General features: G+C 48.0%; 8 protein-coding genes. 4 read left to right on the forward strand and 4 right to left on the reverse strand.

Going from position 1 to position 14,002, the window contains the following annotated elements; genetic code table 11:
- Positions 1-103: 103 nt before the first annotated feature.
- Positions 104-1,198 (reverse strand): DUF5694 domain-containing protein, encoded by a 1,095-nt coding sequence (locus RGU72_RS11000; RefSeq protein ID WP_322119760.1) that lies wholly within the window; start codon positions 1,196-1,198, stop codon positions 104-106.
- A 326-nt stretch (positions 1,199-1,524) separates the two neighbouring features.
- On the opposite strand from RGU72_RS11000, the gene RGU72_RS11005 reads away from it, so the two are divergent.
- Both RGU72_RS11005 and RGU72_RS11010 read left to right on the forward strand, forming a co-directional pair.
- Positions 1,525-3,282 carry an alkaline phosphatase family protein gene (locus RGU72_RS11005; protein WP_322119761.1) on the forward strand — a complete coding sequence of 586 codons (1,758 nt, stop codon included), beginning with the start codon at positions 1,525-1,527 and terminating at the stop codon, positions 3,280-3,282.
- 254 nt (positions 3,283-3,536) lie between these two features.
- Positions 3,537-4,079 carry a DUF3016 domain-containing protein gene (locus tag RGU72_RS11010; RefSeq protein WP_322119762.1) on the forward strand — a complete coding sequence of 181 codons (543 nt, stop codon included), beginning with the start codon at positions 3,537-3,539 and terminating at the stop codon, positions 4,077-4,079.
- Positions 4,080-4,401: 322 nt separating this feature from the next.
- On the opposite strand, the gene RGU72_RS11015 is transcribed toward RGU72_RS11010, so the two are convergent.
- Together RGU72_RS11015 and RGU72_RS11020 are read right to left on the reverse strand one after the other, a co-directional pair.
- Positions 4,402-7,608 (reverse strand): efflux RND transporter permease subunit, encoded by a 3,207-nt coding sequence (locus RGU72_RS11015; RefSeq protein ID WP_322119763.1) that lies wholly within the window; start codon positions 7,606-7,608, stop codon positions 4,402-4,404.
- Between the two features lies 1 nt (position 7,609).
- Entirely contained in the window at positions 7,610-8,863 is a 1,254-nt protein-coding gene (locus RGU72_RS11020) for an efflux RND transporter periplasmic adaptor subunit (protein ID WP_322119764.1), read from the reverse strand.
- Positions 8,864-9,282: 419 nt separating this feature from the next.
- Between RGU72_RS11020 and RGU72_RS11025 the strand changes: the two genes are divergently transcribed.
- Positions 9,283-9,984: a dienelactone hydrolase family protein gene (locus tag RGU72_RS11025; protein ID WP_322119765.1), complete on the forward strand. Its 702-nt coding sequence runs from the start codon at positions 9,283-9,285 to the stop codon at positions 9,982-9,984.
- 44 nt (positions 9,985-10,028) lie between these two features.
- On the opposite strand, the gene RGU72_RS11030 is transcribed toward RGU72_RS11025, so the two are convergent.
- Entirely contained in the window at positions 10,029-10,727 is a 699-nt protein-coding gene (locus RGU72_RS11030; protein ID WP_322119766.1) for a 3'-5' exonuclease, read from the reverse strand.
- Between the two features lie 216 nt (positions 10,728-10,943).
- On the opposite strand from RGU72_RS11030, the gene cas9 reads away from it, so the two are divergent.
- Positions 10,944-13,997 (forward strand): type II CRISPR RNA-guided endonuclease Cas9, encoded by a 3,054-nt coding sequence (gene cas9, locus RGU72_RS11035; protein ID WP_322119767.1) that lies wholly within the window; start codon positions 10,944-10,946, stop codon positions 13,995-13,997.
- Positions 13,998-14,002 lie beyond the last annotated feature (5 nt).

Below are 14,002 nucleotides of genomic sequence, written 5' to 3' on the forward strand. Positions count from 1 at the left end.
TCAATTCTGCGATATCGGCGATGTGGTTTTGCTTGAAATTTCCTAGTGACAGTTGCGTGTTGGTTCTGCAACAGTTCAGCTATAACTCAGTAACAGTTCAACATTATTTCAGCACCGCTGCCACATCGACGATATCCACACCTTGCAGTTGTCCTAGCCAGGCATCGAACCACGGCTTGTGTGTGGCGCCGACAATCGACAAGACGCGGGCACCGAGGCGTTCGCGGAAGGTTTCGCGGATGTTGGCGACCATACGCAGATTACGGATTTCCCAGCCCGCAACCCACATTTGCGGATGGCCTTCTGGCGACTTTGCCCGTAAGGCTGCGCTGACATTGGCTTCGGCGCGTATCCGCAGGCCTTCCGGGTCGTTGATGGAACGGTATAGCGGCAGCAGATCGCTTGCCTTCGATAAGACATCTTCCCGCTTTTCACGCTCGCTCAACACCACACCGCCCGCGACCCAGGCCGCCTCGATCGACTTAACAAAGGCCTTAATGTCTGGCACATCGATACGATCACCAGTGTGATTATCTACTGCATAAACCTGCTGTAAGCCTAAGCGTGCGGCAAGACGCGCGGCTAACTGGTAGCTCTCGTTATTCACCGTCTCCATCCGTCTAAGTTTTGCGATTAATGCAGTGTCCAGACTATCGCCGACATGACGCTCCGCCTCTGGAAGCTGTCGCCACTGCACGTAGGCCGAGGCAAGTTCATTTGACGCCAGAAATAGCGCGGCCAGACGTCGCCGTTGCGCTGGGGTTGGAGCCTGATTCCTTACGGATTGAGCAGCCCAGGCCTTGAGCGTCTTATCCACTTCGGCCATAGCGGCAGGTACATCTAGCCCGGTAGCCGCTTTCGCCACGTCAGTAGGATCGCAGTACTCGGCACCGTACTTTGCAGGATGGCGGGCAGCAAGATCGCACTCTTCACCGGACTGGTCCTCAACAGTGATGATGTCAGGCTTAAACGCCGCCAGCCGGTTTAATACGCCGTCCAGTGCCGCAGGGTTGAAGTCTTTTGGCAGACTGTTCAGATGCATGGTGCCGAGTACCAGTATCTGCGAGCGTGGCCCGACCATGTCGCGGTCAAGCGTCGCCAGATCGCCTTGCGCCTGCGCTGCAAACGGCAGTGCCACGATGGCTGTTGCAGCGAATGTTGACACTAAACCCCGAATCCAATTTATCTTTTTACGCATGTCGTATTTCTCCAGGTGCGCATCGTTAAAATCTGACAGTGTAAGAAAGCACGAAAAAAGCTCAAGCGCATTTGGGACAGGATGCATATTCACAGGCTTAGGATGTTAAAAATACGGTATGTATTTTTACCGATCGTCAAACATACCAAGCCGGGCATATAACATCAGACAAGTAAGCGCGTCATCAACATGTAATTCTGCTCTGTGATGATATGAGTTTTTCTATTATTCTTACATGCTGCTCAGAAGCTATTCACGATTAAATCGAAAGATTACTGTTAATAGTCCTTGGCAAAATATCTGCCATCTCAACCATCTCATATGCCATGACCAAATCCAATTCACTCAGTAGCAGCAAGCTTCCGCATCAAGGTTTACACCGTTTTCAGCGGGCATTGATGGCGACATGCGTTGCTGCCAGCGCAGCCGCCATCGCGCTGTCCATTTCCGGCACGGCTGTAGCAGCCGACAAAATCCCTGCTAACAATGTCATTAAACCGAAACTGGTGGTGGTATTAGTCGTCGACGGATTACCGCAAGAACAGGTGCAACGTTATCGCGATCAGTTTGGTCAAGGTGGCTTTCGCCGCTTGCTGGATCAGGGTGCATGGTTTAGTGACAGCCATCAGGCACATGGCGTCACCGTGACGGCGGTTGGTCATGTAGCGGTGCTGACGGGCGCTTATCCTTATCAACACGGCATTATCGGCAACGAGTGGATAGATCGTGCCAGCATGAGCTCGATGTATTGCACACAAGATGCCGCTTACACTTACCTGAACGAAGAAACCAAACCCAGCGATGGCACCTCTCCTGCAAATTTACGGGTAAGTACGCTAGGCGATGAGCTGCGTTACAGCAATGGCAATTTATCTAAAGTGGTGACAGTATCAGGCAAAGATCGTGGTGCAATCCTGCTCGCTGGCAAAACTGGCACGGCATACATGTACATGGGCAAATCAGGTAATTTTGCCACCAGCACTTATTACCAGAAAGAGAACCCGGATTGGCTTAAAACTTTTAGCGCTGCCAAGCCGCAAGACCGCTTCTACGGCAAACAATGGAAACCCTTGTTACCTGCACCAGCCTATGCCAGCGATGCGCCGGATAATTCGCCAGGTATGGCAGCGGTGGTAGATAACCGCAGTGGTTTTCCTTTTATTTATGGCAGCGACTCAGGTCAGCCAGACGCTAATTATTACGGCAAACTGCCGTACAGCCCTTATCTCGATGAGCTGACGCTGGACTTTGCCCGCGCTGCCATTGATGGTGAAAAATTAGGTCGCAATCCGGCGGGCGTCCCCGATGTGCTGGGCATCAGCTTGTCTAGCCACGACTATATCAATCATAGTTTTGGCCCAGAAAGCCGTATGTCGCACGACCATCTGCAACGCCTTGACCGTCTGCTCGCCAGCTTTTTTGATGATGTAGAAAAACGTGTAGGACTGGAGAACACACTGATTGTGTTAACCGCCGATCATGGCTTCCCTAATGTGCCAGAATTTTCTCAGTCACAGAAGCGCGATGCGCAGCGTCTGAATACCGCCAAACTGATGAGCGACGTCAACGACCATTTATCAGAAAAATTTGGACTAAAGAATCTGGTCCTCAAATTTTCGTTTCCTAGCTTGATGCTGGATTACCCAAGCATCGATCAAAAAGGCCTGAAGCGGGAAGATGTAGAAAACGCGATCGCCCGCTTTTTATCTAACTACCCTGGCGTAGCAAATACCTACACCCGCACGCAGTTGAGTAACGGCAATTTACCTAACTCGCGCCAAGCCAAGCTGATGCAACGCGGCTGGAATCAGCAAGTGTCTGGCGACGTCATGATCGTTACCAAACCATATTGGTACTTCGGCAGCGGCACCACCGGCACATCACATGGATCGCCTTATAACTATGACACCAACGTACCATTGATGATCATGGGTAAGCGCTGGATTAAACCGGGTGCTTATGCGGAATATGCCGAAGTCGTCGATATCGCCCCAACACTGGCGCACCTGTTACATGTGCGCCCGCCTAGCGGCAGCGAGGGTCGGGTTTTAAACGAGATTATCAAGGCCGATGCCGTTAAATAAACGGCAGCGTTGCCAAGGTCTGGTCGCTAGGGTCTGTTGACAATTAAATCGTGAGATTTATTTGTCAACAGACTGACAGACCCTAGCCATTTGCATGGATGATTCTTACGATTCATATCAATTTGTAAGCAAGCTTTTAGAATTGATGCGAATGGCTACAATGATGTTAAGCCCCGAATATCTGGGCGAAATGCAGGGAGTGATTAAGGATGAATCCGTCCCTCTTTTCAACATCAAACGCAAGGAGAATTAACATGCTTCCAGCAAGCAAAGTAAGCAACGCAGCTACAGCGATCTTGGGCGCGCTAATGGCGATCGGTCTGATGTTGACGGCGCAAACTGCCATGGCAGGCGAAGCCAAAGTCAATTGGATAGCACCAGAAAAATTTACCGACATCCGCAGCGCCAACGAGACGCAAGAGAACGCACAAGCCAACCTGATTAAAACATTTGATGGGATTTTTGCCGATCTGGCAAAACGATTACCCGATGGCTACCAGCTAGAAATCAATGTCACTGATCTGGATCTGGCAGGTGAAATCAGACATGGCTTTGCAGGTGGACTACAAGATGTGCGGATAGTCAAAGCCATCGACTGGCCAAAAATGTCATTCTCTTATTCACTCAAAAATGATAAGCAGGAAGTCGTCGCCTCTGGCAAAGAAGATTTGCGCGACATGGATTTTCAGTCCAAACCTGATTTCAGTTATAGCGGCTTTAGATATGAAGAGCAGATGCTGAAAGATTGGTTTAAACATCAGCAAAGAAAAGATGTGTTCCCGACCCGTGATAAGTGAGCCGCTACCTTTGTCATCGGGATTTCTTTGACATTTTATGATCACTTTCAATATACTCCCCCTTATTTTATGAAAATATGGTCTATTGTCCAATGATTCTCTGGACGATTAAATATACATATCAGGAGTATATAAATATCAGATTTATGCAAAGCTGACTTCCATTGAGAGAATCCAGTCCTGCAGCAAACTCAAACATCAGCAATAACACCAGCAACAGCGTCATCAAAAGTCAAAGCCAAAAACAAAAGCCGTTCAGTCTAAACTGAACGGCTTTTTGTTTTTCAATAATTCGGATTAGCTTTAATCCAAATCCATTGTGCTAAACACTAGCGCGTTTGTGATGTACCAGGTACGCAAACCCTTTGAGCAAAGAGCGGAACACAAAGCGCAATAAGGTCAAGGTCAACAAGGCTTCGATCAAGGTAACAAAGAAAGCAAAAATAGGATTCCAACGACTATTTCTATCCGCAAACTTGGCAAACATGCGGTCGCGTGCGATCTCAATACTGTCGTAGAAAGTCGGCACCACCAATAAGGTCAGCAAGGTGGAAGTGATCGTGCCGCCGATGATAGAAATTGCTAACGGACGATAAAACTCACCACCCTCACCCATGCCTATCGCCACCGGCAACATGCCTGCGATCAGGGCGAATGTCGTCATCAAAATAGGACGCAAACGCATACGGCCTGCGTACATTAATGAGGCTTCTCTATCATCACCGGACCCTTCTTGCTCATGTTTGCGGGCGCAGTCCAGCAACAAGATAGCATTTTTTGCGACCAGCCCCATCAGCATAATGATACCGATCATACTCATCAGATTGATGGTGGAGTGCGTCAACAGCAGCGCAATCATGACGCCGATCAAGCTTAAAGGGAGAGACAACATGACGGCCAAGGGCGCGGTAAAAGAGCCAAATTGCATGACCAGTATCAGATACATCAAGCCGATTCCCATGATCAGAGCAGTGATCATTTCGGTGAATAATTCTTTCTGATCTTTGGTCGAACCAGTTAATTCCAAGCCAAAGCCCGGCGGGAAGTTGATCGCTTTCGCAATCGCCAAGGCATCTGTCGTGACTTCACCAGGCGAGCGCCCTTGTGTATTGGCAGACACGGTAATCGTCCGTTTGCCGTTGGAGTGCTCAATCTTGGCCGGTCCTTTACCCATTGTAATTTTAGCGATCTGGTCGAGTGGCACCATCTTGTCGCTACCGCTGACTGCTACCGGCAAATGCTCGATGTTTTCGGCGCTGACTCTGTCATCTGGATGCAAACGCACTGCCACATCGCGCGCCTCGCCAGTGGGATCTACCCAGTCGCCTACCTCAACCCCGGCAAACGCTACACGCAAAGCCTGTGCGGTGTCGTTGACAGAAATCCCCAAGGCATTGGCAAAGCCACGATTGAGTTCAATCTGCAATTCGTCCTTAGGATCTTGCTCAGACAAACCGACGTCGACCGCGCCATTGACTGCGCGTAATTTCTCAATAAAGTCACCGGTAATCTGGAGCAATTTACGAGAATCCGTGCCGTAAAAATTGATCTGAACAGGCTTACCGCCGCCATTGCTCAAGTCTTCTTGCACGACATATTCTGCACCGATCAGGCTACCAACTAGCTTACGCAGTTCGGCACCGATTTCAACTGCAGATCGTTTACGCAGCGTACTTTTGCCGATATCCACATACACACGTCCACCGGCTGAATTGACGTTGCTATTGGTGGCAACTGTCTCTTTAATCGTGCGTGCCAGTGTCGCTGCAGCTTCTACTTTTAAGCGGGCATAATCAATACTGGAGCTCGATGGTGTGCGCACATTAATGATAATCGTACCGTTGTCAGAGGCAGGGAAAAAGCTGGTGCCGCCGTATTTTCCAAACAAGCCGATTGCCAGTACCAAACTCATGATAGCGATCAACGCCATCCAGATCCGGTGATGTAAAGCCCAGGCAATGATGCGGCCATAACGATCTGCCTGATGATCAAACCAGGTATTAAATTTGGCGAGTTGCAGACTCAATCCTGTCTTCGGTTTCTCATGATGACCGATAGGATCACCCCAATACGCCGACAACATCGGGTCCAGCGTAAAGGAGATAAACAGACTGACCAGAACGGAACTGGTCACAGTTAATGCAAATGGGCGAAACCATTCGCCAGACACACCCGGCATAAACGCTACAGGGATAAATACGGCAATGATAGAGAATGTCGTCGCAGCAACGGCAAGACCAATTTCACTGGTGCCGTTGAGCGCAGCAGTGCGCCGGTCTGATCCCATCTCCATATGCCTGACGATATTCTCGCGTACCACAATGGCATCATCAATCAAGACCCCGACCGCCAGCGACAGACCCAGTAAAGTCATAAAATTCAAAGTAAAGCCGCACAGCCAGATCGCAATAAAAGCAGCAATCACCGAGGTCGGTAAGCTGAGCGCCGTGATCAAGGTAGAGCGCCAGGAATTTAAAAATACATACACCACAAAAATCGTTAAGACCGCACCAAACATCAGTGAATCGATCACGTTGTTGAGGCTATTCTCCGCGTTTTTACCACCGTCCTGGGTCACTTCAAACTTGGTACCGGCAGGCAGAGTTTTGCTGATCTCGGTCGTCAGATCGCGGATTTTATTCGCCACGCTCACCGTGCTGGCATCGCGTGAGCGGGTGATCGCTATACCAACGTTGGCATTACCGTTGCGGATACTAAAGCCGTTGATCTCTGCAAAATCATCTTTAATCGTGGCGACTTGCGCCAGTCTTACCACTTCGCTACCGCGCTGCTTGATCACGATTTGTTCAAACTCGGCAGGCGACTCAATACGGCCAATCAGACGGATACTTTCTTCATTGAGTTTGCCGCGGACTTTACCTACTGGCGCAGTGGTGTTTTGGTTACGTAAAGCGTTGACGACCTCTGCTGCGGAGACGTTGTACTCACGCATTTTTTGTGCACGCAATAAAATACTCAGCTCACGTTTTAAAGACCCATTTACCGTGACCACGGAGACGCCATCAATGGCACGAAACTTATCAGCCAACTGATCTTCTGCCATCCGCGATATCTCAGCATGATTTAAGGTACTGGAGGACAAGGCCAATTGCATGATCGGTTGTGCATTCGGATCAATCCGCTGCAAAATCGGTTCACGCATTTCGGTCGGCAACTTGTAGCGGACTGCACCAATTGCATTGCGCACTTCTTCCGCTGCTTCGATCATATTTTTGGTAAAAGTAAATCCCAGCACAATAGTGGCACTGCCTTCATTAGCAGTTGAGCTGATGTTGTCCACGCCAGAAATACTTTGCAGTGATTTTTCTACCCGGTTAATAATCTCGCGCTCGACGGATTCTGGTGATGCACCAGGATAAGGGAAAGAGACAATCAAAGCGGGGATTTCTACATTGGGACGCTCGTTGACCTTGAGCTTTTTTAGCGCCAGCAAACCGATGCACATCAAGCCGACAATGATCACGATCATCGCAATCGGACGTTTAATACTGAAGTCAGATAAGAACATATTATTTCTCCGACGCTTTAGCTGCGGTTGCAGTCGTGCTTGAGGCTGCGGTTGAAGCTGAAGTTGAGGCTGAACTTGCGACTGGTTTCAGCTCGACGCTCGCTGGCGCAGCAATCAGATCAACCTTTTGACCCTCACTTAGCGTAGATAAAGGACTGCGGATGACTTTGTCGCCAACCACCAGACCTGAGCGAATTTCGTAATCACCGTGACGTGGATCACGGGTACCCAAGATCAGGCTGACTTTTTTAATTGCGCCATCTTTAATCTGCCAAGCATAGGCTTTGTCGCCATCCAAGACCAAGGCAGAACGTTGAATCATCATCGTTTGAGTGCTACCGGCCTCGATACGACCTTCTGCATACAGACCTGAGACGCGTGGCTGCGTTTCGCCAGTCAATGCAACCAGTACCTCAACCTGACGCGTAGTCGGGTTGGCGGCGGTATCAACCCGCTTTACTTTTCCGCTGAACTCTTGGTCACCGTAGCCATTCATATGAAAAACGACTGCCTGGCCGATCTTGACTTCATTCACTTTATCGGCAGACACCAGGCCTTCCAGTCGCATGCTGGTCGGGTCAATGACCTTCAGTAATTCTTTACCGATCTGCGCCGTGTCACCAGCAGACACTTTGCGCTCGCTGACGATGCCGTCAAATGGGGCGCGCACTTCGGTACGTTGCATTTGCTGTTTGGCCTGAACTACTTTTGCCTTTGCGGCGACCAGATCGCTCTGTGCATTATTGCGGCGGATTTCGGCATCTTCTAAAGATTGGGTCGATACCATGCCAGATGCGCGCAAAGTTTTTAAACGCTGAAACTGCCGCTCCGCCTGATCAAACGATTGCGCAGATGCCCGCGCCGCCTCTTCTGCAGAATGCTGGCTGTCGCGGATCGAGGTGTCATCCAGGCGCACCAGCAAATCACCACGTTTTACGACTTCGCCATTTTCTTTTAGCACCTGCAAAACGACTGCGGATAACTCTGCACGCAAATCCGCTTTGCGCTCAGGCTGGACCGACCCGGTAATCACTGGACCGGAGGACAAGGCGCTATTTTGTATCAACAACATATCTTCGGGAGAAATCCGCAAACGACTTTGCTCAGCCGCCCCAGAGCTAGTGCTGGAGCTTGCGCTGGCCTTTGCACTTGCGCTGGCTTTAGCTGCATCATCTTTTCCATTTTTATCGTTCTTGCTGCAAGCCGTAACAAGAGTTGAGGCGAGTGCAATGACGATCAGCGTTTGACGCAACATAGAAGAATCTCCCTAGAGTAGTAGCTTTTGATTATTGATTTTGACTGTTTGGTGTGAACCTCTTATGTTTCAGAAGTTCAACAAAATGTAACGGAGTATTACCAGACCAGATCGTGGTGTCAATCACTCAATGAGGATAATTTTTTACACTGCCAGGAATGACACATTTTTTGTGTTTGACTTGCCAAATTCGCCGCAACTCCGTGCAAAAATCAATGCAAATATAGACGAGCACTGAACTCTTAACTTCAATACAGGCTTCAATAAACACTTGTGGTTTTAAGACGAGTCCAGTAGTCTGCGCCTCTTTCTTATTTTGCTTATCCAATTGGCAGTCAGGGACTCATCGCGAGTCAACTGCAAACCGGGCGCAAACGCTCAGTGCAAACAATACCTGCTGCCAAAGCTGTTTAAAATTTATGACCGTATTAATCGCCACAGATGTCTTTGGCAAAACCCCAGCGCTGGCAAGCCTGGTTCGTAGTCTGGGACAAGATTGTCTGGTGATCTCACCTTTTGATGACGAGCAAAGTGATTTCCGTTCAGAGCAAGTCGCTTATCAAGCGTTTATTGCGCAAGGCGGATTGACGCGCTATGTAGAAAAGATCATCGCGCTTTTAGAGGCGCAGCAGTTTGAGGCTAAACATAACGCCGAACATAACGCCGAACATAACGCCGAACGTAATACAGAACAAAATTCAGCACACAATCCAGAAAATAAGCTCGACGTCATCGGCTTTAGTGTCGGCGCCAGCGCATTGTGGATGGTTGCTGCTAGCAGCTTAGCCAGAAAAATAGCTTCGGCACACTTATTTTATGGATCACGCATACGCGAATACACACATCTACAAGCGCTCTGCCCCACCCGATTGATTTTGGCCGAACGGGAAGCCGCGTTTGATCCTGCAAAACTCCTACAGCAGTTGCGCCAGAACAAAACAGCAGAACTTTTAGTGGAGTTAGCCCCTAATACTAACCACGGATTTATGAATCCATATTCCGGCGGTTTTTGCGTTAAGGCACAGGCAAAATATACGCAAGAGCTGGCTCTGAGGCTGCAAAGCAAGGCTGCCCAGCATACGCCTCAAATTAGTCGAAGCGAGGCAGCACTCGCGGCATAAACATACTGAATATTAGAAAAAATTAGTGTCGATTAAGGCAAAGGCTACGACTGCAATGCCAACCAATGTCGGTAAGTCAGCAAAGCCACTTGGGCATCATCTGCGGCATACTTGATTTGGCGCTCAGTCAATGGCACTAATGACCAGTTAGAGGTGGATATCTTTTTCGACTTTTGTAGCTTCGTCCCGAAGAACAAGGCCACAGCCGACTTCGCGCCCATGTCACTGCCCTTTTTCTTACGCATTGCACGCGACAGATCAAGCACATTTTGTGGCGCGATCCCCAGACGAGAACGCAAACGGCTCTGATCGTCACCCAGACCAAAACCTACTTTTAATATATGACTGGCTTCCAGCGCCTGTTTGGCCGGCTCTAAATAAAGCGAATCCAAAACCGGAAATAAAAACGCCTGCGTATCGGTCGCCAGCTGTATCAAATGCGGCCCGCTAGAATGTTGACCTTTAACAAAAGTCGGGCGCGATTCCGTATCAAAGCCCAGCACATCCGCTGCCATTAAAGCAATTCGCGCCTGCTCAGCCAGTGCGGCAGTAGTAATCACGAAAACGTTATTTAAGGACACGCCCTCGTAAGGCGGCAACATTGGTTCGGGTAAGTCATCCGGCTCTGTAGCCTCGGACAAAATGGTATCGGTTGCTGAAGACGACACAGGGGAAACGCTAGTGAGAGACACTGCATCACCCGAATTATTCGGATCATCAGCGGAGTGAGTAGGTAAGTTCATTCGGGAATCATACACGCCATGTTATTAGGGGTAAATTGCATACCCAAAAGAGAACGCATCGTGCAAAAAGCAAAAGACCGCATATAGCGGTCTTTTCATTTGGTGCATCTTTCAGCTTGTTAGCGTCCAAAGCACATATCCCAATCTGATAATGCTTGAATAATAGTCGCATATTATTGTAGAGTCAATGTGTTATAAAAAAACAAAGGAACTAGGATGCTCGGCAAAATGGCGTATCGGTTGGCATTAGATTTAGGATCAACCTCTTTAGGTTGGTCAATGATAAGACTTGATCAAGAAATTCCGCCGTCTCCGATAGCAGTTATCAAGGCGGGAGTACGAATTTTTTCAGATGGACGAAATCCAAAAGATGGTTCATCACTTGCCGTTACTCGCCGAGAAGCACGTGCTACGCGTCGCCGTCGCGATCGTTTATTAAAACGAAAAGCGCGAATGACTAAATCACTTATAGAACATAATTTTTTTCCTGTTGACGCACAATCACGTAAAGAACTAGAACTACTCAATCCCTATACGCTACGAGCCAAGGGCTTGGATGAAATGTTGACGCCACAAGAATTCGCTCGTGCACTCTTTCATATCAACCAGCGACGTGGCTTTAAAAGTAATCGTAAAACCGATAAAAAAGATAATGACAGCGGCGCCCTAAAAACCGCAATTAGTAAGTTGCGATCGGCTCTTATTGAAGAAAACTGTCGCACAGTAGGTGAATGGCTACATAAACGAGACAGTTCAGGTAAAACTGTGCGTGCCCGTTTCCGTGAAAGTAAAGTTACTAGGGATGACGGAAAAACTCGCATCGATAAAAGCTACGATCTATATATCGACAGAGCAATGATTGAGGCTGAATTTGAAGCGTTATGGCAAAAACAAACCACATTCAACCCGACACTTTTCAACGAAACAGCCAAAGTAGATTTGAAAGATGCGTTGTTATTTCAACGTCCACTCAAACCTGTCACACCCGGGCGCTGTACGCTACTCCCAGACGAGATGCGCGCGCCGCTCGCACTACCAAGTACGCAGCGCTTCCGTGTCTACCAAGAAGTAAATAACCTCAGAATACTGCGTGCTGGTCTCAAAGAAGAATCTTTAACTATTCAGCAGCGAGACATTATTGTCGCGGCTCTCGAAGAGAACAGCAAACGTTCATTCACTCAAATAACGAAATTACTCGGTTTAGGATCCATTACATTTAATATTGAAGATGCGAAACGTCAGGAGCTTAAAGGCAACACGACAAGCGCGATTCTGAGCAAACCAGATCATTTTGGGAAATCATGGTTTTCATTCGACGAAAGCAAACAAGACGCTGTAGTGCATCAATTAGTAACAGAAGAAAATCTCGCAAAATTAATGCGCTGGCTTGTTACTGAAACGGGTATAGACGAAGACCAAGCGGAAGTCATTGCCAACATTGGGCTACCGGAAGGATATGGAAGCCTAAGTATACAAGCGCTGAACCGCATACTTCCAGAGCTAAGAAAAAACGTTATAACCTACGACAAAGCCGTACTGGCAGCAGGCTTCGCACACCATAGCAATATTAGTGCATCAGCGACAGGTGAGATTTTATTAGAGCTTCCTTATTACGGCCTGCCGCTACAGCGCCATGTCGGATTTGGTACAGGCAACCCAAATGACACAGATGAAAAACGTTATGGACGTATAGCAAACCCAACTGTTCATATCGGACTGAACCAGGTTAGATTAGTCGTAAATGCGCTGATTAAACGCTATGGACACCCTAGTGAAATTATCGTAGAAGTCGCACGAGATCTTAAACAAAGTAAAGATCAGCGGGACGATGCGAATAAACGTCAAGCAGAGAATCAAAAACGCAACGCACGCTTGCGTACCGATGTGGCAAATATTCTACAAATCAGCGAAGAGCGGGTAAAAGCGGCAGATGTGCAAAAAATGATTTTATGGGAAGAACTCAGCTTTAACCCAGCAGATCGTCATTGTCCATACTCTGGGATTCAAATCAGCGCGCACATGCTGCTCAGCAACGAAGTAGAAATTGAGCATATATTGCCATTCTCTATAACGCTAGATGATAGTCTCAACAATAAGACGGTGGCACTTCGCAAAGCGAACCGAATTAAGGGTAACAATACTCCTTGGGATGCGTTTGGAAAGCAAACGGTAGCCGGATTTTCTTATGCCGAAATACTCGCCAGAGCGGAGCAAATGCCTAAAGCTAAGCGATACCGCTTTGCGGAGGATGGCTATCAAAGATGGCTTAAGGACGATGCAGGTTTTTTAGCCAGAGCACTTAATGACACTCGCTATCTAAGCAAAATAGCACGTGAATACGTTCAATTGATTTGTCCAAAAACACGCGTTATCCCGGGACAAATGACAGCAATGTTGCGAGCCAAGTTTGGCTTGAATGATGTACTTGGGCTCAATGGTGAAAAAAATCGTAACGATCATCGACATCATGCAGTTGATGCTTGTGTCATCGGCGTTACAGATCAAGGTTTAATGCAACGGTTTGCGCAAGCAAGTGCCAGCGCAAGAGAAAAACAACTTAATCGACTTGTCGAGAATATGCCTTTACCTTGGGAGACTTATCGCGAGCATGTAGAGCGTGCGATACAAAGAATTTGGGTGAGCCACAAACCAGATCATAGCCACGAGGGTGCGATGCATAATGATACTGCTTACAGTTTGCTCGGCAATGACAAAGTTAGCGTGCATAAGATAGTTGATGGCAAACGTACTCGCGTTGAAGATAATCTCAAGGTCATTGAATTTACTGATGGCAAAGCAATTGATCGGCACGGACTAAAACCTAATGGGGAACCGAAGCCTTACAAAGGATATAAAGGCGACAGTAACTATTGTATTGAGATTGTCCGCAACGAAAAAGGAAAGTGGGAAGGAGAGGTTGTATCAACATTTGACGCTTACCAGCTTGTACGTAGTTCAGGAATTAAACGATTGCGTGACTTGACTCAAAGTCTTTCCGGAAAACCGTTGGTAATGCGGTTAATGATAGATGACTTTGTTAGGCTAGAAGTAGACGGCATTCAGCAATCGACTAGAGTTGCAACCATTAGTACTAATGGACAAATTTTTATGGCAGGTATTAATGAGGCCAATGTCGATGCTAGAAACCGGAGCAAAGAAGAGGCTTTTGGTTATATATCAAAAACTGCAGGCTCTCTACAAAAAGCAAAAGGACGAATGGTAAAAATATCTCCACTAGGTGAACTACGTGATCCCGGTTTTAAGGAGTAAACTCC

This window comes from Undibacterium sp. 5I1, assembly GCF_034314085.1.
Classification (GTDB): domain Bacteria; phylum Pseudomonadota; class Gammaproteobacteria; order Burkholderiales; family Burkholderiaceae_D; genus Undibacterium.

What these genes read in the sequence shown, in the direction of transcription:
- RGU72_RS11000 (WP_322119760.1), bottom strand. Translation starts at nt 1,198, where the DNA reads ATGCGTAAAAAGATAAATTGGATTCGGGGTTTAGTGTCAACATTCGCT.
- RGU72_RS11005 (WP_322119761.1), top strand. Translation starts at nt 1,525, where the DNA reads ATGACCAAATCCAATTCACTCAGTAGCAGCAAGCTTCCGCATCAAGGT.
- RGU72_RS11010 (WP_322119762.1), top strand. Translation starts at nt 3,537, where the DNA reads ATGCTTCCAGCAAGCAAAGTAAGCAACGCAGCTACAGCGATCTTGGGC.
- RGU72_RS11015 (WP_322119763.1), bottom strand. Translation starts at nt 7,608, where the DNA reads ATGTTCTTATCTGACTTCAGTATTAAACGTCCGATTGCGATGATCGTG.
- RGU72_RS11020 (WP_322119764.1), bottom strand. Translation starts at nt 8,863, where the DNA reads ATGTTGCGTCAAACGCTGATCGTCATTGCACTCGCCTCAACTCTTGTT.
- RGU72_RS11025 (WP_322119765.1), top strand. Translation starts at nt 9,283, where the DNA reads ATGACCGTATTAATCGCCACAGATGTCTTTGGCAAAACCCCAGCGCTG.
- RGU72_RS11030 (WP_322119766.1), bottom strand. Translation starts at nt 10,727, where the DNA reads ATGAACTTACCTACTCACTCCGCTGATGATCCGAATAATTCGGGTGAT.
- cas9 (WP_322119767.1), top strand. Translation starts at nt 10,944, where the DNA reads ATGCTCGGCAAAATGGCGTATCGGTTGGCATTAGATTTAGGATCAACC.